Origin of the sequence: Streptomyces coelicoflavus (assembly GCF_045041415.1) — a bacterium.
Taxonomy (GTDB): domain Bacteria; phylum Actinomycetota; class Actinomycetes; order Streptomycetales; family Streptomycetaceae; genus Streptomyces; species Streptomyces coelicoflavus.
Window position 1 is genome coordinate 117851 of record NZ_CP108219.1, and the last position, 21080, is coordinate 138930.

Below are 21080 nucleotides of genomic sequence, written 5' to 3' on the forward strand. Positions count from 1 at the left end.
CGACGGGGTTCTCAGCGGCGCAGGTCCAGCGTCACGGCGAACAGCTTCAACCGGACGTCGTCCGGCAGCGTCACGGAACGGACGACGCGGTTCGGATCCAGGGGCACGCCACGTGCGTAGATACTCACGGGCGGCCCGTCGCGGCCCGCGCCGGCGCGGTACCGGTACGGCGCCGCCACGGCCACGGTCTCGCCGGCCTGCGGGCCGCCCGCCCAGTCGCTGAACCGCAGGGGCAGGGCGGCGGTGGAGCCGTCGGCGTAGGTGACGGTGCCGCTGCCCTCCACCGTGCCGCCGGAGGCGGCGCCCAGCACGTGCAGTTCCCGGGCCCGCACGCCGGGCAGGGCCAGCGTCTGGCCCATGGCGGTGACCGTGTTCCGGACGCCTTCGGCCGAGGACGGGAACACGAACGGAGCCCCGGCCAGGACCGACGGCCCGGCGGCGGGCAGGGTCTCTGCCGCGTAACTCCAGCCCAGACCGTCGAAGTCGCCGTCGTCGGGACGGTCGGCCGTCGCGATGGAGTCGCGGTCGTGGACGCCGGTCAGGTCGAGCGGGCAGGAATCGTCGGACGGACCACAGCCCAGCCGGCGGATATCCAGTACGGCCGTGGTCGTGCGACTGCGGCCCTCACGGGTGCGGACGGTGAACCGGACCGGGTGCTTACCGGCCTCCAGGTCCGCCGGGACGGCGATGTCCTGCGCCACATCGACCTGTGCGAACCGGCCGCCGCTGGTGACGGCGAAGGCGTGCTCGTACTCCGTTTCGCCGAGCGTCGCGGTGACCGTCCCGCGGACCGTGCCCGCACCCTGGACGGTCGCCCGCGCGACGAAGGACACCGTGGAGGCGCGGCCGGCAAGCGCGACGGCCCCTCGCGGTGCGGCGGCGATGGAGAGCGAGCGCTCGGGGCGGTGTCCGGGCGCGGGCGGTACCGGGCCGGGCCTGCCGAGCGTACGCGCGTCCACGGCGTCGGCCATGGCCCGCAGGCCGGCGTCGTTGGGGTGCAGATGGTCCCCGCTGTCGTAGCGTGCCCGCATCCGGTGCGGATCCGCCGGGTCCCGTACGGCCGCGTCGAAGTCGACCACCGCGTCGAAGACGCCGCCGTCGCGGATCCAGGCGTTCACCGACGTGCGGGCGGCCTCCTGCTGCGGACTGTACGAGCCCCAGCCCTTGAACGGCGTGATCGTGCCGCCCAGCACGCGCAGGCCCGCGGCGTGCGAACGGTCGGCGATCTCCCGCAGGCCCGCGATGATCCGGTCCGCGTCCCCCTCGCGCGGGATCTGCTGGATGTCGTTGATCCCCTCCAGGACGATCAGGGTCCGCGCACCCGCCCGTCGCAGCACGTCCCGCTCCAGCCTGGCCGTGGCGCTGGGCCCGCCGCCCTCGCTCAGCACCCGGTTTCCGCTGATGCCCGCGTTGAGGACACCGAGCCGGGAGACGGGGCCGTGACTCGCGCGCAGCCGTGCCGCCAGCAGGTCCGGCCAGCGCCGGTTGGTGCCGGGCGTCGAGGCGAGGCCGTCCGTAATGGAGTCCCCGAGGGCGACGACGGCACCACTGCCTGCCGACGCATCGGCCGGGCCCGGCCGGACGTCGACCTCGGTGACGTAGTGCCAGGACTGGGTCGTCGACGGCAGTCCGCCGCCGTCGAGGTCGCCCGCGTGGTCCTCGCCGTCCGTGGCGTAGTAGGACGTGGCGAGACCGGTGCCGTGCTGGGTGACCGGTCCGGAGGGCTCGGGGGTGTAAGTGGTGACGAAGAGGTCGGAGGCTTCGGCGACGGGAAGGTCGACCGGGTCGCTGTAGACCTCCGCACCCGCCGGGACGGTCACGGTCCGGTGCCCGTCGAAGGTGAGGTCGCGCAGGGAGCGGGGCGCGATCGCGGCGCTCCCGGGCACACGTTGCAGGCCCACCGTCGAGTGGGCGAACAGAACGGGCCGGGTGCCGAGGGCGTTCGAGAGCTTCACGCGGATCCGCTCGCCGCCGATGCTCGTGTGGACGAGATTGCGGATGGTGTACCCGGCGAATCCGGTGTCGCTCACGGTGCCGCTCGCCGCGGCCGCCCAGGTGCCGGTCCAGCCGTGCCGATCCGCCGCGTCCTGTGTCCCGTGGACGGACGACGCGACGGGGGAGGCGACGGCGGAGGAGAGGGGGAGGGCCGCGGCGGCCAGGAGCAGGGCGACGAGCGTCGCACATCTTCGCATGGGACTTTCCCTTCGGAGACGGGTGGTGCGCCTGAGGGAAGACAACGTTGTCAAACGTTCAGTGCAAGCTATCCGGACCCGCCTCGGGCGGTCAACCCCTGTGCGGACAAGGCCCGTTGGAGCCGACGCCGCCCAGGAGTCGACGTCGCCCACGAGCCGGCCGGGCCGCCGGATCCGGTCAACGGCCCCCCGAGGACACGGCGCCCGCGTCCCGGTGGGCGGCGTCGCCGGGAGCGGAGGCTCGCCCGGCCGGGCCGGCCGTGGGCGACGTGCCGGCGGGCCGCGGTGACCGGCTGGTCAGCAGCAGGCCGACGAGGGCCGCGGCCGACAGCGCGAGGACGGCCCACATGTACAGGAGGGCGGTGGGGACGAGCCCTCCGCCGTGGACGACCAGGACACCGGCGACGACCGAGGGCACTCCCATGCCGAGGTAGCTCACGACGTAGAGGACGGACATCAGGCCGGCCCGCTCGCGGGGCTCCGCGCGGGAGACGACGGTGCGCAGGCCGCCCTGGAACCCGGCGCCGAAGCCGATGCCGGCGACGACCGTGCTGCCGAAGAACCCCGGTGCGGACTCCGCCCCGACCGCGGCCAGCGCGGCGAGTGTCGCCGCCATGAGCACGGCGATGCCGAGCACCATCGCCCTGCGCGGTGGGACGCGGCCGAGAACGGCGGCCGACACGGTGGCCGCCACCGTCAGCAGGAAGAGCCCGAGTCCGGCCACCACCGACGAGTCGGAACCGGACAACCGCCGCGCGAGCGCGGGGCCGAGAGAGCCGTAGAACCCGGCCAGCGCCCAGGTGGCGAAGAGGATCGGCGCCGCCGCCAGCACGGTGCCCCACAGCCCGGACGGCACGGCCATCCCGGGGACCAGCGCGGCGCGCGCGCCCGGCGTGCGGCGGACGGTTTCCGGCATCCGGAGCACGGCCGCGCCCTGGACGGCGAAGACACCGGCGAGCAGCAGGTACACCAGGTGCGTGGGGGCCGGCGCGTACTGCACCAGCACCCCGGACAGCAGCGCGCCGCTGCCCGTGCCGATGCCCGGTGCGGCCGCGTTGGTGACGGCACCGCGGTGCCGGTCGACGTCCAGCATCGCCGCGCCCAGCGCGCCGACGGCGCCCCCGGTGGAGACGCCCTGGAGGACCCGGCCGAGCAGCAGCGCGTCCACGCCGTGCGCGGTGGCGAGCACGGCCAGCGCGACGGTCTGGAGGGCGAGCGCGGTCAGCAGCACGGGCCGCCGGCCGAGGTGGTCGGACACCCGCCCGAACACGAGCAGGGACGCGAGTACGGCGATCGCGTAGACACCGAAGACGACGGTGGTGGTGATCGGGGAGAAGTGCCAGGCGTCCGCGTACGTCGCGTACAGGGGCGTGGGCGCGCTGGAGGCGGCCAGCAGGGACACGACGATCGAGCCCAGCAGGAACAGGCCACCTCGGCCGGTACGCCGGGGAGCAGCGGATCCGTTCATGGCACAAGGGTTGCCGGACCGCGTCGCCGCCACGAGTGGCAGAAATGCCCCCTCTCGCTAGGATGCTGCCATGTCCGTGCACCGAGTGGCCGTACTGGCGCTGGCGGGGATGGCTCCGCTCGACCTGGCCATCCCCCTGCAGATCTTCGCCCCGCGTCCGGAGACCCCGTACGAGATCCTCGTGTGCGGGCCCGACGGTTCCGTGCCCACGGCCAACGGCTTCGCGATGGCCGTGACGAGCGGCCTGGAGGGGCTCGATACGGCCGACACGCTGATCGTGCCGGGGTTCGCGCCCGGGCCACCGCCGACGCCGTTCCCCCGTGAGGTGCTCGACGCGCTGGTCGCGGCCCACGCCCGGGGCAGGCGTGTGGTGTCCATCTGCACCGGAGCCTTCGTGCTGGCCGAGGCCGGCCTGCTCGACGGGCTGCACGCCACCACGCACTGGCAGTACACCGGCCGACTGGAACGGGAGCACCCGGCCGTCCACGTCGACCGCGACGTGCTCTACGTCGACGAGGGAGCCGTCCTGACCTCGGCCGGCATGTGCTGCGGCATCGACCTGTGCCTGCACATCGTCCGCGGTGACCTGGGCGCCGCCGTGGCCAACGGGATCGCCAGGGGGATCGTCGCCGCTCCCCACCGCGAGGGCGGCCAGGCGCAGTTCGTGCCCGCGCCCGTCGCGGACCGCGGCGACAGCGCGCTGGCCGGGACCCGGGCCTGGGCGCTGGAACACCTGGGGGAGCCGCTCACCGTGCCCCGGCTGGCCCGGCACGCCCGCATGTCCGAGCGCACCTTCATGCGCAGGTTCGCCGGGGAGACGGGCACGACGCCCCTGCGGTGGCTGGTGGGCGCGCGGCTCGGGCTGGCGCGCGAACTGCTGGAGACCACCGACCGCCCGATCGACGTGGTGGCCCGCGACTGCGGCCTCGGCTCCGCCACCAACCTCCGGCTGCACTTCCGGCGCGCGCTCGACACCACGCCCACCGCGTACCGCAGGGCCTTCGGCCGCGGGGCACCGTACGCCGACGCCTGATGCCCGACGCCTGACGCCTGACGCCTGCCGGGGAGAGCCGCCGTTCAGCCGTCGGAGACGCGCGCGTCGAGGTGGACCAGCCCGGCCACCCCGAACTGGAGCGTGACGGGGAGCGTGCGCTGCCCGCCGGTGTCACGGGCGGCCCGGGGCAGCTTCACACTCGGCCCGCCGCCCCCGCCGAAGGCGACGGTGGTGCCGGGCCGGAGCAGAATGCCCGCGGTGGTCAGGGCTCCGCTGCCCTCCGTGCCCTCGGCGCCGACCAGTTCGCCCCGGCCACCCGCGGACGTGCCGACCATGCCGAGGTGTTCGGGCACCGTGCCGTTGTTCCGCACGGTCATGCTCAGCGTGCCGCCGGACGGGCCGAGGTGCGCCACCGCGTCGGTCACGGTCAGGTCGATGCCGGCGACGCGTACGGTGACACGGCCGGGGGCGGAGGCGATGCCTGGGGTCTGTCCGGCGGACGCGGTGGTTCCGGAGGGCCGGGCGTCGTCCCCGGCACCGGCGCAGCCGGCGGTGAGGAGGGCGAGTGCCGCGGACAGGGACATGGCCAGTGCGGCTCGGGTGTTGGGCGTCGTGCCTCTCATGTCCCGCATCCTGTCAAGGGCGTTCGCGGGGCGGTCCGCCACCCCCGGGCCGACCCAACTTCCGCTTATGATGGGATGCGTGTTCGATTCCCGGCACATCAGAACCTTCCACGCGGTGGTGGACGTCGGCACGTACTCCGGGGCGGCCGCACTGCTCGGTTACACCCAGCCCGCGGTCACCCAGCAGATGAAGGCACTGGAGCGGTCGCTGGGCAGCCCGCTGTTCGTCCGGGTGGGGCGGCGGATGCGGCTGACCGAGGCCGGCGAGACCCTGGCCCGGCACGCCGAGAGCATCCTGGAGAGCCTGTCCGTGGCCGAGGAGCAGGTCACGGCGATCGCCCGGCTGCGCAGCGGCACGGTCAGGCTCTGCGGCTTCCCCAGCGCCAACGCCACCCTCGTCCCCGAGACACTGGCGGAACTGGCCGCCGGTCACCCCGGGATACGGGTCGACCTGCTCGACGACGAACCCCCCGACTCCCTCACACGCCTGGCCCGCGGCGAGTGCGACGTCACACTCGCCTTCACCTATCCGCGGCCGGCCGAGACGGTACCCGACGACGTGGTGGAGATCCCGCTGCTGGAGGACCAGCTCACGGTCCTGATGCCGGTCCGCCATCCGCAGGCCCGGCGGCGCGCCGTGCGGCTCGCCGACTTCGCGGGGGAGCGCTGGATCGTCGGCTGTGCACGCTGCCGCACCAACTTCCTGCACGAGTGCGCCGAGTCGGGCTTCGCCCCCGACATCGCCTTCACCACCGACGACGGTCTGGTCACCCAGTCGCTGGTCGCCGAGGGGCTGGGGGTCGCCGTGGTGCCGAGCCTCGTGCTGTCCTTCCTCCGGCTCGACCGCGTCGCCGGCCGGGCCCTCCAGCCGGCCCTGCGCCGCCGGATCTCGGCGTACGTGCTGCGCGAGCACCTGCGGATTCCGGCCACCGCCCTGGTGGTCGACACGGTCAGGAAGGTCGCCGAGCGGCGGGTGGGCTGCTGACCCGGCGCCCGGCACCCGGCACGGGAAGGAGGAGCAGATGTCCGCCGTACACCGATCCATAAGCGCTCGTTGGGCCGAACCGAAGAAACCGTCGTTGGACGCGGTCGTGGGCGATCCGGACGCTGGGCGCCATGACCTCTTCCCGGAGCACCACCACCCGTACAGGGGTGTCCACGCGCCCCGGCTCCCAGGACCACCCCGGTCTCCAGGACCACCCCGACCACCAGGACCACCCCGGCCGTCGGGACCGTCTCGACCACCTCGTGCACGAGATCCGGGCCGTCGTCCGCCGGGGCCTGCCGCCCGACCGCACGGCCGGCCTGGTCGGGGACCGTCTCGCACCCCACCTCGGCGCCGCCGACCTGCTGACGGGCCGTCAGTGCGAGGGTGACGCCGACCGGTACCGGCAGCACGTCCTGCACGCGGAGGAGGACGGCGGCTTCTCGATCGTCTCCCTCGTGTGGCTGCCCGGCCAGCGCACCGGCATCCACGACCACGTCTCCTGGTGTGTCACCGGTGTGCACCAGGGCCGTGAGCACGAGCGCCGGTACGAGCTGATCCCCGGCGACCCCGCCGGGCGACTGGTCGCCACCCGGGACGTGGTCAACGAGCAGGGCCAGGTGTGCGGATTCGCACCGCCGGGTGACATCCACCGGGTCTGGAACGGCGGCACGGGCAAGGCGATCTCCCTGCACGTCTACGGCGCCGACATCACCCGCCTGGGCACCAGCATCCGCCGCGTCTACCGGGAGCCGGAGGACGACGTATGACATGACCGGCTCCGCGCGAGGATTGCTTCCACCTTGCTTCTCGCGCGGTCCGGACAGGCGGTGCCCCGTCGCCGCCGCCCGCTCGACGCGTCGTGGCGCGCGGGGCGGAGCGCGGGCGTGGCGCCTCCGGCAGGGCCGCTGCCTGCGGTGTTGACCGGCGCGGTGACCTCGGAGGAACCGGCCGGACGGCACGGCTCGCTCTCCGGAATCCGCCACATCGCAGCCATGTGGCCGCTATCACACCGTTGGGGATGATCCGGGCGTCTTGGTTCGTCCGGGGCAGGACGTACTCTGCGATGATACGAAACCGTTTCGTTTCGTGAGTCTTCGTCCACCCCCTACTCCCACCAAGGACTGGAGGACGTCCCCATGTCCCAGACAGCCGCCGCGACGCCGGAGGCAACCCCGTTCCCGAAGGGCGGTGACCAAGCCGACGGCGCCCCGTCCGGCCGCCGATGGTGGATCCTCGCCATGGTCGGGCTCGCCCAGCTGATGGTCGTGCTGGACGCGACCATCGTGAACATAGCCCTGCCCACCGCCCAGGCCGACCTCGGCTTCTCCGACGGCAGCCGCACCTGGATCGTCACGGCCTACTCGCTCGCCTTCGGCAGTCTGCTGCTGCTGGGCGGCCGGATCGCCGACCTGTTCGGCCGCAAGCCCGCCTTCCTGGTGGGCGTGAGCGGATTCGCGGTCGCCTCCGCGATAGCCGGCGCCGCCACCAACTTCGAGGTGCTCGTCACCGGCCGCGCGCTGCAGGGCCTGTTCGGCGCGCTCCTCGCCCCGGCCGCTCTCTCTCTTCTGACCACCACGTTCACCGACGCCAAGGAACGGGCGAAGGCCTTCGGCATCTTCGGCGCCATCGCGGGCTCCGGCGCGGCCGTCGGCCTGCTGCTCGGCGGCCTGCTCACCGAGTACCTCAACTGGCGCTGGACCCTGTACGTCAACCTCATCATCGCCGTGGTCGCGATCGTGGGCGGCTGGCTGCTGCTCGAGCGCACGGAGCGCGACCGCGGCGCCAGGCTCGACATCCCCGGCACCGTGCTGGTCACCGCGGGCCTGTTCGGCATCGTCTACGGGTTCTCCAACGCCGAGTCGCACGACTGGAGTTCGCCGCTGTCATGGGGCTTCCTGGCCGCCGGAGCCGCCCTGCTGGCCGTGTTCGCGTGGTGGCAGACCAGGGCCGCGCATCCCCTGCTGCCGCTGCGTGTGCTCCTGGACCGCAACCGTGGCGCCGCCTTCGCGGCACTGCTGGTCGCCAGCGCCGGAATGTTCGGCGTGTTCCTGTTCCTCACCTACTACCTCCAGCTGAGCCTGGGCTTCTCCGCGATCCAGACCGGCCTGGCGTTCCTTCCCATGGTCGCCACCCTGATGGTGTCGGCCACGATGTCCACCACCTTCCTGCTCTCGTTCGTCGGGCCGAAGATCGTGGTGCCCCTCGGCATGGCGCTCGGCGCCGTCGGCATGTTCTGGCTGACCACCCTGGGACTGGACAGCTCGTACGCGGCCAACGTCCTGCCGCCGCTCCTGGTCACCGGCCTCGGTATCGGCCTGGTCATGGCCCCGTCCATGAGCGTCGGCACCAGCGGTGTGGCCACCGAGGACGCCGGTGTCGCGAGTGCCTCCCTCAACACGATGCAGCAGATCGGCGGCTCCATCGGCACCCCGCTGCTCAACACCCTCGCCGCGAGCGCCGCCACGTCCTACCTCGTCGGCAGGAACCCGGCCGACAAGCTCGTCCAGGCCCAGGCCGCGATGGACTCCTACACCACCGCCTTCATGTGGTCGGCCCTGCTCTTCGCCGCGGGCGCGCTGATCACGGCGCTGCTCTTCCGACGCGGGATCGCCACGGCGGACCCGGACGCCGCCCCCACCGTCCACATGTAGGCGGCATGTGGCGGCTCGCACCCACCTGTGGGGACGGGGTGGGGTGCGAGTGACGGGCCCGGTACCGACGACGTCGTCGGCACCGGGCCCGTTCCCGTCGGCCGGAAAGACACCGGGCCGACCCTGAACCCGTTCACCACGGCGGACGTTGTGGGGGTCGAGCGCCGTCCCGTCGCCACGGCGAGGCGGTGCGACCGGTGATCCCCAGACTCGGAGTATCCGTTGCTCAAACGTACTGCCGTCTATGTCGGAACACTCGCGCTCGGCCTGTCGGGAGTGCTGGCCGGTGTCGCCCAGGCCGCCCCCGGCCCAACGCCGCTCCCGGACACCGCACCGGTCCGCGTGGAGACCACCTCGGTGTCCGGGAAGGAACAGCGGGCCGCCCGGTCGTTCTGGTCCACGGAGCGCATGCGGGGCGCGCGGGAGGCCACGCCACCCGCCACCGGATCGGTGGAGCCGGACAGCAGACCCTCCGCAGGAAGCGACGACGGGCGACCGGCCGTGGAGATACCCCCGCTCAGGGCGAAGGGCTCCCCGCACGCGACATCTACGTCGGCGTCTGCGTCCACGTCGTCGTCCGTGTCCGCGTCGACGTCCGAAGCGTCCGCCGACGCCACTTCCCCGACGCGGTGGACCGGCGGCGGCCTGGTCGCGCGCACGGCGGGCAGGGTCTTCTTCAGCCGGGCCGACGGCGGGCTGTTCACCTGTTCGGCGTCCGCGGTGAACAGCGCCAACAAGTCGACCCTCCTGACCGCGGGCCACTGCGTCGTCGACGCGAGCACCGGGGAGGTGTACCGGAACTGGGTCTTCGTTCCCGGGTACGAAGAGGGGAAGCGCCCCTTCGGCACGTTCACCGCGGCCCAACTCCTCCACGACGCGGACTACGTGAGCAGCGGCGGAAACCTCAACTACGACTACGCCTTCGTCGCCGTGTCCCGGTACGACACCCGCCCCCTGGGCGACATCGTCGGCGGCCTGGGGCTGTCCTTCAACACCGCCGCGCCCGGCATGCGCGTGCACTCCTTCGGATACGGCGGTTCCGAGGCCGAGGGGAGGGGCGAGTGGATGAACCACTGCGAGGGCGACCAGTACGCGGACGAGGGACGCCCCGACTCGACGATGCTGGGGATCGGCTGCGTGCAGACCGGCGGCTCCAGCGGAGGCCCCTTCCTCGCGGACTTCGATCCCGCCACGGGCTCCGGACACGCGGTCGGCGCCATCTCGGCGAGCGCGGGCGGCAGCGAGTACTACGCGCCGCTCCGGGGCTCCGCCGAGACGATCTACCGTAGGGCGGAGACGCTGGACGGCGGAAACACCGGCGAGATCGCCCACTCCGCGGGCAAGTGCCTGGACGTCCCGTCCGGCGACTCGACGAACGGGAACAAGGTGCAGCTCTGGGGTTGCAACGACTCGGGTGCGCAGCAGTGGTACGTCGGCTCCCGGGGGACGATCGAGGCGCTGGGCAAGTGCCTCGAGGTGCCGGACGGGGCCATCGCGGACGGGACGCTGCTCCAGATCTGGGAGTGCGACGGCGGCGCCAACCAGCGCTTCACCCTCTCCGGCACGGGTGAGATCGTCGCCCAGGAAACGGGCAAGTGCCTCCAGAACGCGGACGGCGACCGGGTGTCGATCGCCGCGTGCAACGAGTCCATCGCCCAGCGCTGGACGGTCTCCGGCCACGACAACGGGGGCGACCCGCAGGTCAACGAGATCGTCGACAGCCGCGGCACATGCGTGGACGTCCCGTCGTCGAACCCGGCGAACGGGAACAAGGTACAGCTGTGGGGCTGCAACGGTTCGGCCGCACAGCACTGGTACGTCGGCTCCCGCGGCACGGTGCAGGCGCTGGGCCGGTGCCTCGAGGTGCCGGACGGGGCCACCGCGGACGGGACGCTGCTCCAGATCTGGGAGTGCGACGGCGGCGCCAACCAGCGTTTCACGGTCACCGACGCGGGCGAGATCGTCGCCCAGGGAACGAACAAGTGCGTCGAGACCGCCGACCCCGGCACCACGTGGGGCAGCCGCGTGAAGATCGCCTCGTGCGACGGGTCGCAGAACCAGCGCTGGACGGTCAGGCCGGTCGCCTGAGCGGCCCGGCCCGGCCCGGTCCGAGGAGAGGGTGAAAGACGCAGCCCGCGCCGGCCACCTCACGAGGCGGCCGGCGCGCGGCCCCTCTCCTCCAGCCGGCCGCTTCGCCATGAGTCCCACCGCGCCCCGGTCGTACGTGCGCGGGTACGACGGGGCCGACCAACCCCCTGAAGGAAGCCGACATGCCCGTCACCGCCCCGCCCTTCCGCTCGTTCGTGGACGACATCCTGGATTCACTCGCCGCCGCCCCCGCACGAGAGGCGTTGGTCCACCAGGGGCGCCGGATCACCGCGGGTGCCTTCCGCGCCCTGGTCTACCGGCTGGCGCACGCCCTGCGTGCCCAGGGCGTCGAGCGCGGGCAGACCGTCACACTGCTCAGCGGCAATCTCCCCGAGGCTCTGGCCGCCCGCTACGCCGCCAACCTGATCGGCTGCCCGGTCGCCCACCTCTACAACAGGCTCTCCGCCGACGCCCAGGCCGCCATCGTGCGTGACGTGGAGACCCGGGCACTGGTCGTGGACCCCTCGTATGCCGCGCGGGCCGCCGAGGTCACCGCCCTGGCCCAGGTCCCGCACGTCCTGACCCTGGGCGCCGGCGGGACCGGAACCGACCTGCTGGAGCTGGCCGCAGCCGAGCCCGCCGAGCCGATCTCGGGACTGGCCCGGCCCGAGGACATCTGCTCCATCCGCCACACCGGCGGCACCACCGGACACCCCAAGGGCATCTGCACCAGCTTCGAGAGAGCCGGCAGGATGCGGCCCGAGCCCGGTGAGGACGAGGCCGCCCGGCCCCGGCAACTGCTGCCGACCCCCCTCGCGCACGCCGCCGGACTCATCGCCGACCACCTGCTGGCCTCGGGCGGCACGGTGGTGCTCCAGGACGACTTCGTCCCCGCCCAGGTGCTCGCCGCGATCGAACGCGAGCGCATCACCCACCTGTATCTCCTGCCGCCGCTGCTGTACCGGCTGATCGACCACCCGGACGCGGACCGCACCGACACCTCCAGCCTGCGCCGGCTGATCTACGGCGGCTGCCAGGCATCCCCGGCCCGGATCGCCGACGCGATACGCCGCTTGGGACCCGTTCTCATGCAGGGCTACGGGCAGAGCGAGTCCGGCAGCATCAGCGTCCTCACCCCCGACGACCACGACCCGAACCGTCCCGAACAGCTGCGCTCCGCGGGCAGGGTGCTGCCCGGAGTCGAGGTGGCCATCCGCGACACGGACGGTAACGACCTGCCCCACGGCGACCACGGCGAGATCTGCGTGCGCTCCGGGCACCTCATGCAGGGCTACTGGAAGCAGCCCGAGCTGACCGCCGAAGTACTGCGGGACGGCTGGCTGCACACCGGCGACATCGGATTCCTCGACGCCGAGGGCTACCTGACCATCACCGACCGGGTCAAGGACATGATCGTCGTGGTCGGCGGACACGTCTACACCACCGAGCTGGAGGACCTCCTCAACTCCCACCCCCACGTGCTGCAGAGCGCCGCCTTCGGTGTGCGCGACACCGACGGCACGGAACAGGTGTGCGCGGCTGTGGTACCGGCCCCGGGGGCCGAGGTGGGCGCGGACGAGCTGCGGGCTCTGGTCCGCGTACGACGCGGCGCCATGTACGAACCGGCACACATCACCTTCGTGGAACAACTGCCACTGACCGACGCCGGCAAGCCCGACAAGAAGCTGCTGCGGTCACGCGCCGCACAGACACACGAAGCCGGCGAAAGGGCAGCCTGAGCCGCCGCGCCGGAAGCCGTGAACCCGTTGTCCGGCCGCCACGTTGAGCCGGTCGGGATCAGCAGGCATGTGTCGCCCTCGTGGACGGGACGCGGCCGGCGGGTGCCCGGACGGGGGCGACGGCACCACCGTGCCGTGTGCAGCACGACGGAAGGCATGAGATCTGATGAGACGGATACGCCTCGCGGCGGCCGTGGTGACGGGGCTCGCCCTCGCCGTCGGCGCCGCGCCCCCGGTCGCCGCGGACAGCCGCGGCGGCCCGCCGACGACCGGCAAGGCCGCCGCCGGCGCACCGGGCGGAAGCGGACCGGGTCAAAGCGCCACCGTGCGCCTGATCACCGGCGACCGCGTCACGGTGACGACGGACGCGGGCGGCCGGCACACGGCCTCGGTGACACCTGGGGAGGGCCGTCGGCACGTGCTCTTCCGCACGGTGGAGGAGGACGGCCGCCTGATGGTCCTCCCGGCCGACGCCAACGCCCTGCTGGCCACGGGACGGCTGGACCGCGGCCTGTTCGACGTCACCTCCCTGCTCGCCCAGGGGTACGACGAGGCCCACTCGGACACCCTGCCGTTGATCGTGGGCGGTGCCCAAGGTTCCCAAGGTGCCAGGGACGAGGCAGGCACCGCCCTGCGCCGGCTGACCGCGCTGGCCGCCGACGGAACGCCCACCCGCCACCTGGAGACCATCGGCGCCGAGGCCGTGCGCGTCCCGGCCGGCGACCTCGGCGCGTTCTGGAAGCGCCTCGCCCCCGACCCCGCCGAGGTGTCCGCTGCCGCCACCGCCCCGCGCGTCTGGCTGGACGGCCGGGTCCGCGCCTCGCTGGACCGCAGCACCGCCCAGATCGGCGCCCCCGAGGCGTGGAAGGCCGGTTACGAGGGCGACGACGTCAAGGTCGCGGTACTCGACACCGGCGCCGACGCCGGCCATCCCGACCTGGCCGGACGCATCACCGAGACGAAGAACTTCTCCACGGACACCGGCACCGGCGACGGCAACGGCCACGGCACCCACGTCGCCTCCACCGTCGGCGGCTCGGGGGCGGCCTCCCACGGCAGCCGCAAGGGAGTCGCCCCCGGGGCCGACCTCCTGATCGGCAAGGTCCTCGGCGACGACGGCTCCGGCAGCGAGTCGCAGGTGATCGACGGCATGGAATGGGCCGTCGGCCGGGGAGCCGACATCGTCAACCTGTCCCTGGGGTCCGACGCGCCCAGCGACGGCACCGACCCGATGAGCCAGACCCTCAACGAACTCTCCAAGTCCTCGGGCGCGTTGTTCGTCGTGGCTTCAGGCAACAGCGGTCCCGGCACCGGCACGATCGGCAGCCCCGCCGCCGCGGACGCGGCCCTGACGGTCGGCGCGGTCGACCGGGACGACACCCTCGCCGACTTCTCCGGCCGCGGTCCCCGCCCCGGCGACGACGCGGTCAAGCCCGACGTGACCGCGCCGGGGGTCGGCATCGTGGCCGCGCGGGCCGCGGGAACCACCCTCGGCACCGTGGTCGACGACCACTACGTCGCCGCCTCCGGCACCTCCATGGCCACGCCCCACGTCGCGGGAGCGGCGGCGCTGCTCGCCCAGCAGCACCCCGACTGGACGGCACCGCGCCTCAAGGACGCGCTGATCAGCACCGCCCGCACGATGCCGGGACAGCGCGTCACCGAACAGGGCGGCGGCCGCATCGACCTCGCCACCGCCGTACGGACCCCGGTCGTCGCCACCGGCACCCAGGCCCTGGGCGTGTACGAGACCGAGGACACCGGCACCCACACCCGGACCGTGCGCTACGCCAACCACTCCGGCGACGACGTCACCCTCGACCTGGACCTCCGGCTGGCCACCGCCGGCGGCCGCGAGGCCGGTCCCGCGGCGGTGCGCCCGGCGACGAAGCGCCTCACCGTCCCGGCCGGCGGTACCGCCGAGGTGCCCCTGACCGTGTCGCCCTCCCACGCGGCGCCGGGCCGCTACTACGGCCGTCTCACGGCCACCTCCGCCGACGGCCGGACCGTCGTCCACACCACGCTCAGCCTGCGCGTGCGCGGTCCCGTGCACGAACTCCGGGTCGTCTCCTACGACCTCGAGGGCCGTCCCGTCCAGAACTTCCCCGTGATCCAGGGCGCCGAGGGCTACGTGCCGTACACGGACTGGGAGAAGGGTGTCGCCGAGGTCGAGGAAGGCACCTACCAGGTGTTCGCCTCCACCACGGACCAGTCGGGCGACCGGGACAGTCTGTACCACGTGGTCCTGCCCCAGGTCGAGGTCACCAAGGACACCACCGTCGTCGTCGACCCCCGCAGGACGACCAAGGTCGAAATCCGCACCCCCCGGCCCGCCGAACAGCGCGGAGCCCTGAGCTACCAGACGCACCGGGAGATCGACGGACACGGCTGGACCGACCATGTCATGGCCTTCGACGTCGTCCGCGACCTGTACGTCAGCCCCACCGAGCGGGTCACCGACGGGACCTTCGAGTTCACCTCCCGCTGGCAGCTCGTGGCCCCGATGCTCAAGGCGGACGTCGTCGGCGGTCCGCGCGGCCTCAACGTCTTCTACGAGGCGACGTCCGCCCTGTTCGACCCGCGCGGGGCACGGCTGACCGCCGTCGCCGCCGGAACCACGGCCGCGCCGGACTTCCGCGCCGCCCGGGGCAGGCTCGCCGTCGTCACCTACACCGGAGACGGGAAGAGCGAGCGGGAGATCACCGACGAGGCCGCCGCAGCGGGCGCCCGCGGCGTGCTGCTCGTCCACTACGACGACAACGCGTGGACCCGGTGGACGCCCAACGGCGCGCGCACCCGGGTGCCGCTGATCCGCGTCGGCCGCACCGACGGCACCGAGCTGCTGAAGCGGATCGAACGGCGCGGGACCGCGGTCGCGTTCACCGGCACCCCGCGCAGCCCCTACCTCTACGACGTCGTCCAGGTGTCCTCCCAGGGCATTCCGCACCACGTCACGCACACCGTCTCGCGCCGCAACAGCGCCGTCGTGCGCTCCGTGTACGCCGACAACGGCGGCCTGCCCTGGGCCACGGAACAGCGCTACTCCTGGCGGCCCTACCAGGAGTACGCCCTGGACCAGTTCCCCCGCCACGTGCCGACCGACTTCACCCGCACCGAGTACGTCAGTGCGGGCGACACCCAGTGGCAGCACCTGGTCCTGCACGAGACGGTGGAGAACATCGACTCGCCCCTCGACGTCGGCATGCGCGAGGCGCCCCGCACCTACCGGGCCGGCGAGCGGACCGGCGAGACCTGGCAGGGCGCGGTCGTACGGCCCTCGATCCCGCGGGGCGGCGCCGTGCCCCCGACGACGCGGGCCGGTGACGTACTGAGGCTGCGGATCCCGGAGTTCACCGACGCCCGGACCGGCCACTGGTCCCGCGTGATCACCGATCCCGCCCTGCCCGGTGGCGCGGGCACGTCGGCGGCCACGGAAACCGTCGCCGCCGAACTCGTGCGCGACGGCGAGAAGGTGGCCGACCTGGCCGACGCCTGGCAGGACGTACAGGTGCCGTCCTCGGCCGCCGACTACCGCCTGAGGCTGAAAACCAGCCGCACCTCCGACGAGTGGCGGTACGCCACGGCCACCGACACGGCCTGGTCGTTCCGCTCCGGTCCGACCGGCTCGACCGGTGAGGCGGCGCCGCTGCCTCTGCTCCAGGTCGACTACCGGGCACCGGTGGACGCGCGCAACAGCGTGGGCCCGCGCCGGGCGTACACGCTCGGGCTGACGGTGCGGCACCAGGACGGACTCGACGCGCCGAGCGGGGTCAGGGCGCGCGTCGAGGTCTCCTACGACGACGGCGCGCACTTCACCGCGGCGCCCACCAGGTCCCGGGGCGACGGCAGGTTCGCCGTCACCGTCACCAAGCCGCCGAAGGTGCGGGGCGACGCCTTCGTGACGCTGCGGGTCACCGCCCGGGACGGGGACGGCAACGAGGTCCGCCAGACCGTGACGAGGGCTTACCTGCACCGCGGCTAGGTCCCGTCCGGAGTTGCCCGTCGTCGCCCGCGGGGCGGACGGGCAACTCCGGAAAGCACCTACAGCCGCAAGGACGCCGCCACCGGCAGGTGGTCGCTGTCGGTGGCCGGGAGGGTCCAGGCCGATCGCGCCTCCATGCCGCGCAGGAGGATGTGGTCGATCCGGGCCAGCGGGAACGCGGCCGGCCAGGTCAGCCCGAATCCGGCCCCGGCCGCCTCCTGGGCCGAGTGCATCGGCGAGGTGAGGGCGGCGAGGGCCCCGTCGTCCGTGGTGCCGTTGAGGTCGCCCACGAGCAGGGCGCGGGGCAGCGGTTCGGCGCGCAGGGCCTCCGCGAGACGGCCCGCCGCGCGGTCCCGGGCGTCCGTGCCGAAGCCCGACGCGGGGCTGAACCGGACGGACAGCAGGTGGGCGACGTACACGGCGACCGGCCCCTGGGGAGTGCGGACCGTGGCACGCAGGGCGCGCGGCCAGGGGGCGACGTCGACGGTGCGGGTGTCGGTGAGCGGATAGCGGCTCCACAGACCCACCGTGTCCCGCACCGAGTGGTACGGGTAGTCGGCGGCCAGCGCCTCCTCGTACACGGAGGAGTCGCCCAACTCTTCCAGGGCCACCACGTCGGCGCCGGAGTCGGCCAGCGCCCGGGCCGTGCGCGCGGGGCGCGGATTGTGCTCGTTGACGTTGTGCGTCACCACGGTCAGGTCGCCGCCGCTCGTCTGCTTGTCGGCGAGTGTCCCGCCGTAGAGCGTGCCCCAGACGAGGGCGGGCAGCAGTACGGCAGCGGCGGCGGTCGCGGAACGGCGGATCGCGGCGCACACCAGGAGCAGCGGCACGACGAGGCCCGTCCAGGGCAGGAAGGTCTCGGTGAGACTGCCGAGATGTCCGGGCCGGTCGGGGATCAGGGAGTGGCCCAGCATCAGGAGCGTGGTCAGCAGCGCGACGATCCCGGCGGCCAGTCCGTCACGCCCGCCGGGGAAGAGGCGGCGACGCGGCGGCCGGGACCCGGCGGTTTCCGGCGCGGCGGAGGAGGTGCCGAGGACAGCGGTCAAGGTCGTCTCACCGGGTTCCGGACGGGGCGTCGGTGGCGGAGGTCGTCGCGGGGCCGGTCGCGGCCACACGGTGCCGTACCGCCTCCACGAGCGCGCGGCTGGCGTCGAAGGCGGTTCGCAGACCCTCCTGCGGGCTGGTGCCGGCGCGTTGGTGCAGCACCACGCCGAGGGCGAGATGCCGCCGGCCGCTCCGGTCCGCAACGTCGACCGCCCACATCAGCGCGCCCCCGGCAGGGGTACTGGAACCGGTCTTGATCCCGATCACGCCCGGTGTGTTCAGCAGTTCGTTGCTGTTGGGAATCGTACCGGAACCCACTGCCGCGGCGGTGCGCGGCAGGGCGGCGACGGACCTGAAGACGTCGTCGCGCATGACCTTCCGCGCCAGCTTCAACTGGTCCGCGGCCGTACTCGTGGTGGTGGGCTCGATACCGCTGGCCCCGGTGTACGTGGTGTCGTCCATGCCGAGGTCGTCGGCGGCGCGGTTCATCCTGGCGACGAACGCCTCCTGCGAACCGGCGTCCCAACGGGCCAGCAGCCGGGCGATGTTGTTGCCGGAGGGTACGAGCATCAGTTCCAGCAGGCGCCGTTGGCTCAGCCGCTGGCCCGGCCGGACCTCGACGGTGGACTCGGCGCCGGAGAAGGACTCGTTGGCGGCCTTGTCGTCCACGGTGATCAGGGGGCCGGACGCGTCGCCGCGCAGCGGGTGGTCGCGCAGGATCACATAGGCCGTCATCACCTTGGTGACGCTCGCGATCGGCACCGGCCGCCCCGGTCCGTGGACGCCCGGGGCACCGCGCGGCCCGAATCCCTCGACCAGGACGGCCGCCTGGCCCTCGTCCGGCCAGGGCAGCGACCCGGTGAGGGATGCGCCCGGCCGGCCGCCGTCGACGCCCGCGGCGGACGGGGCGTCGTCCGCGGATCCACGGACCGACAGAACGCTCCCGAGGGTGACCAGGGTGACCAGGGCGGTCGCGCCGGCGGCGAGGAGCGCCGGGCGTCGCCGCAGGCCGTGCGGCAGCCGGGAAGCCGACGGCGGCGCGGGGGATCCGTCCCGCTCGCCGGGTTCGGGGACTGGACGCATGGGAGCACCTCCGGGGGACGCGGTGCGCGTCGTTCGCGCATCGCGGCCACTCTCGGCGAAGGGGATGTCCGCACGGCCGTGACCGGGTCGCGGCTTCCGCTCCGCCGGTCATCCGTTGTGTATCGGCCGTTTCGCGGTCGCCGGCAGCCGGAGGGTGGCGACGGCCCCGCCGTCGGGCGCGTTGGCGAACGACAGTGATGCGCCGATGACTTCGGCCTGGCCGAGCGCGATGGTGAGCCCCAGGCCGTGGCCCCGGCCGCGTTCCGGCGCGCCGGTGCGGAACCGCTGGGGTCCCCCGGTCAGCAACGCGGCCGGAAAGCCGGGGCCGTGGTCCCGTACGGTCACCGTGGTGCCGGCGACCGTGACCTCGACGGGCGCGCGACCGTGCCGGTGGGCGTTGACGACGAGGTTGGTGACGATCCGGTCGAGCCGGCGCGGGTCGGTCTCGGCGGTCAGGGCGTCCCGCGCAGTGAACCGCGTGCGCAGTCCGGTGCGTTCCACGGACTCGGAGACCGCCTCGGCCAGCGGCACCCTTCTCGGCTCGGCAGACTCGGCGCCCGCGTCGAGCCGGGAGATCTCCAGCAGGTCCTCGACCAGGGCCCGCAGCACCCGCACCCGGTCCTGGACCAGGCCGGTCGCCTCCCCCTCGGGGAGCAGCTCGCTCGCGGTGACCAGGCCCATCAGCGGGGTCCGCAGTTCGTGGGCGACGTCGGCGGTGAAACGCTGTTCGGCCAGCAGCCGCTGGTGCAGGCTGTCGGCCATCGAGTCGACCGTGGCCGAGATGGCGGTGATCTCGTCGTTGCCGCGCCCGGCTCCGGTTCTGGCGGTCAGATCGCCGTCCGTGATCCGGCGGGTGGTGCGCGCCACCCTGCGCAGCCGGCGGTACGGCAGTTCGGCGGCGAGCGCCGACAGGGGGACGACGACGGCCAGGACGAGAAGGGAGTACTTCCACATGTGCCGGTCCAGGGCACGGCGCGTGAGCAGGTCGGACGTCATGTCGATCTTGATGGCGACGGGCTCGCCGCGGTAGACGCGTGCCGCCCACATGGAGGGGTGGTCCCCGGCGTCCGGTTCCTCGTACCAGGTGACCGCGTCGGGGTGCGCCTCCGGTTCCCACCGGCCGTCGAGACGGCGCAGCAACTCGTCCGGAAGCTCCCCCGGCACCAGGTGGAGCCCCTGGGGCGGGACGCCGTCCCGCTCGTAGGCCTCCACGTCCCTGAGGAGTGCCGCGGTGGCCCTGGCGGCCCCGTCGTTCATCGACCGGGCCCGGGTGCTGGAGTGCACCAGGGTCCCGATGGTCAGCGCGACGGCACAGCAGCACACGGTGACGAGCAGACAGGTCTTCCAGCGCAGTGAACGCCAGTTGAGCAGGTCACGTACGGCGCCCACGTCAGCGCCGCAGCTTGTAGCCGAACCCGCGGACGGTCTCGACCCGGTCGGCCCCGATCTTCTTCCGCAGCCGCTGCACACACAGATCGACCACGCGGCTGTCGCCGTCCCAGCCGTAGTCCCACACGTTGCGCAGCAGGGTCTGCCGGTCGAGCACCGTGCCGGGATGTGCGGCGAACTCCAGCAGCAGCCGCAGTTCGGTCGGGGCCAGCGCGACGGGCCGGCCGGCCAGCGACACGACGAGGCCCGCGGTGTCGATGCTCAGGTCGCCGAAGACCAGCAGGTCACGACCGTCGGCACCGGACCGCTCCGGCCGTCCCCCGCCCGTGGCGGGCGGGGCGGCGGGGGTGTAGACCGCCCGCCGCAGCAGCGAGCGGATACGGGCCACCAGAACCGCGGTGTCGACGGGCTTGACGACGTAGTCGTCGGCGCCCGCCTCCAGACCGGAGACCACGTCCAGGGCGTCACCGCGCGCGGACATCATCAGCACCGGGTCCATGCTGGTCTCGCGGATCCGCCGGCACAGCCCGATGCCGTCGAGGCCGGGCAGCATCACGTCCAGGAGCAGCAGATCGTGGCGGCCCTCGCGGAACAGCTCCAGCCCGGTCAGACCGTCACCGGCCGCCACGACCCGGTAGCCGTAGCGCTCCAGCGCGAGCGTGACCGACCTGCGGATCACCTCGTCGTCCTCGACCAGCAGAATCGTCACGGGCGCCGGGGCGTCCTCCTCGCTCACTGGACCCGACCCTTCTTCCCGCCGCACACCGGGTGAATCCCGCGCGGCGGCCCTGACCTCGTACCGTCCGCATTCTGCCTGCCGCGTGCGGCGCCGGGGCATC

General features: G+C 73.3%; 14 protein-coding genes. 7 read left to right on the forward strand and 7 right to left on the reverse strand.

Going from position 1 to position 21080, the window contains the following annotated elements; all coding sequences use genetic code 11:
* Window positions 1–11 precede the first annotated feature (11 nt).
* Both OHA99_RS36425 and OHA99_RS36430 read right to left on the reverse strand, forming a co-directional pair.
* Window positions 12–2192 (reverse strand): SGNH/GDSL hydrolase family protein, encoded by a 2181-nt coding sequence (locus tag OHA99_RS36425; protein ID WP_331727866.1) that lies wholly within the window; start codon window positions 2190–2192, stop codon window positions 12–14.
* Between the two features lie 178 nt (window positions 2193–2370).
* Window positions 2371–3660: an MFS transporter gene (locus OHA99_RS36430; RefSeq protein WP_331727868.1), complete on the reverse strand. Its 1290-nt coding sequence runs from the start codon at window positions 3658–3660 to the stop codon at window positions 2371–2373.
* A 70-nt stretch (window positions 3661–3730) separates the two neighbouring features.
* On the opposite strand from OHA99_RS36430, the gene OHA99_RS36435 reads away from it, so the two are divergent.
* The gene (locus tag OHA99_RS36435) at window positions 3731–4693 is read left to right on the forward strand and encodes a helix-turn-helix domain-containing protein (protein ID WP_331727871.1); all 963 of its coding nucleotides are present in this window, start codon (window positions 3731–3733) and stop codon (window positions 4691–4693) included.
* A gap of 44 nt (window positions 4694–4737) precedes the next feature.
* On the opposite strand, the gene OHA99_RS36440 is transcribed toward OHA99_RS36435, so the two are convergent.
* Window positions 4738–5277, reverse strand: coding sequence for a hypothetical protein (locus OHA99_RS36440; protein WP_164386838.1), 540 nt, complete (start codon window positions 5275–5277; stop codon window positions 4738–4740).
* 79 nt (window positions 5278–5356) lie between these two features.
* On the opposite strand from OHA99_RS36440, the gene OHA99_RS36445 reads away from it, so the two are divergent.
* The 6 genes from OHA99_RS36445 (at window position 5357) to OHA99_RS36470 (ending at window position 16725) form a co-directional block, all read left to right on the forward strand.
* The gene (locus OHA99_RS36445) at window positions 5357–6262 is read left to right on the forward strand and encodes a LysR family transcriptional regulator (protein WP_164386837.1); all 906 of its coding nucleotides are present in this window, start codon (window positions 5357–5359) and stop codon (window positions 6260–6262) included.
* Window positions 6263–6393: 131 nt separating this feature from the next.
* Entirely contained in the window at window positions 6394–7032 is a 639-nt protein-coding gene (locus tag OHA99_RS36450) for a cysteine dioxygenase family protein (protein ID WP_331727878.1), read from the forward strand.
* 369 nt (window positions 7033–7401) lie between these two features.
* Entirely contained in the window at window positions 7402–8916 is a 1515-nt protein-coding gene (locus tag OHA99_RS36455; RefSeq protein ID WP_331727881.1) for an MFS transporter, read from the forward strand.
* Window positions 8917–9138: 222 nt separating this feature from the next.
* The gene (locus OHA99_RS36460; protein WP_331727885.1) at window positions 9139–11004 is read left to right on the forward strand and encodes a ricin-type beta-trefoil lectin domain protein; all 1866 of its coding nucleotides are present in this window, start codon (window positions 9139–9141) and stop codon (window positions 11002–11004) included.
* A gap of 182 nt (window positions 11005–11186) precedes the next feature.
* On the forward strand, window positions 11187–12743 hold the full coding sequence (locus OHA99_RS36465; RefSeq protein ID WP_331727887.1) for an AMP-binding protein: 1557 nt from the start codon (window positions 11187–11189) through the stop codon (window positions 12741–12743).
* Between the two features lie 166 nt (window positions 12744–12909).
* Window positions 12910–16725, forward strand: coding sequence for a S8 family serine peptidase (locus OHA99_RS36470; RefSeq protein WP_331727889.1), 3816 nt, complete (start codon window positions 12910–12912; stop codon window positions 16723–16725).
* Between the two features lie 59 nt (window positions 16726–16784).
* On the opposite strand, the gene OHA99_RS36475 is transcribed toward OHA99_RS36470, so the two are convergent.
* The 4 genes from OHA99_RS36475 to cseB form a co-directional block, all read right to left on the reverse strand.
* Window positions 16785–17639: an endonuclease/exonuclease/phosphatase family protein gene (locus tag OHA99_RS36475; protein WP_405699181.1), complete on the reverse strand. Its 855-nt coding sequence runs from the start codon at window positions 17637–17639 to the stop codon at window positions 16785–16787.
* 139 nt (window positions 17640–17778) lie between these two features.
* Window positions 17779–18852, reverse strand: coding sequence for a serine hydrolase (locus tag OHA99_RS36480; protein WP_331727895.1), 1074 nt, complete (start codon window positions 18850–18852; stop codon window positions 17779–17781).
* Between the two features lie 108 nt (window positions 18853–18960).
* Window positions 18961–20241 (reverse strand): HAMP domain-containing sensor histidine kinase, encoded by a 1281-nt coding sequence (locus OHA99_RS36485; protein ID WP_331727898.1) that lies wholly within the window; start codon window positions 20239–20241, stop codon window positions 18961–18963.
* Between the two features lies 1 nt (window position 20242).
* Window positions 20243–20977, reverse strand: coding sequence for a two-component system response regulator CseB (gene cseB / locus OHA99_RS36490; RefSeq protein WP_282882187.1), 735 nt, complete (start codon window positions 20975–20977; stop codon window positions 20243–20245).
* Window positions 20978–21080 lie beyond the last annotated feature (103 nt).

Excerpts from the sequence above, each read along its gene's own strand:
- OHA99_RS36455 (WP_331727881.1), top strand. The coding sequence starts at position 7,402 with ATGTCCCAGACAGCCGCCGCGACGCCGGAGGCAACCCCGTTCCCGAAG.
- OHA99_RS36450 (WP_331727878.1), top strand. The coding sequence starts at position 6,394 with ATGACCTCTTCCCGGAGCACCACCACCCGTACAGGGGTGTCCACGCGC.
- OHA99_RS36465 (WP_331727887.1), top strand. The coding sequence starts at position 11,187 with ATGCCCGTCACCGCCCCGCCCTTCCGCTCGTTCGTGGACGACATCCTG.
- OHA99_RS36425 (WP_331727866.1), bottom strand. The coding sequence starts at position 2,192 with ATGCGAAGATGTGCGACGCTCGTCGCCCTGCTCCTGGCCGCCGCGGCC.
- OHA99_RS36440 (WP_164386838.1), bottom strand. The coding sequence starts at position 5,277 with ATGAGAGGCACGACGCCCAACACCCGAGCCGCACTGGCCATGTCCCTG.
- OHA99_RS36430 (WP_331727868.1), bottom strand. The coding sequence starts at position 3,660 with ATGAACGGATCCGCTGCTCCCCGGCGTACCGGCCGAGGTGGCCTGTTC.
- OHA99_RS36480 (WP_331727895.1), bottom strand. The coding sequence starts at position 18,852 with ATGCGTCCAGTCCCCGAACCCGGCGAGCGGGACGGATCCCCCGCGCCG.
- OHA99_RS36470 (WP_331727889.1), top strand. The coding sequence starts at position 12,910 with ATGAGACGGATACGCCTCGCGGCGGCCGTGGTGACGGGGCTCGCCCTC.
- OHA99_RS36435 (WP_331727871.1), top strand. The coding sequence starts at position 3,731 with ATGTCCGTGCACCGAGTGGCCGTACTGGCGCTGGCGGGGATGGCTCCG.
- OHA99_RS36475 (WP_405699181.1), bottom strand. The coding sequence starts at position 17,639 with ATGCTGGGCCACTCCCTGATCCCCGACCGGCCCGGACATCTCGGCAGT.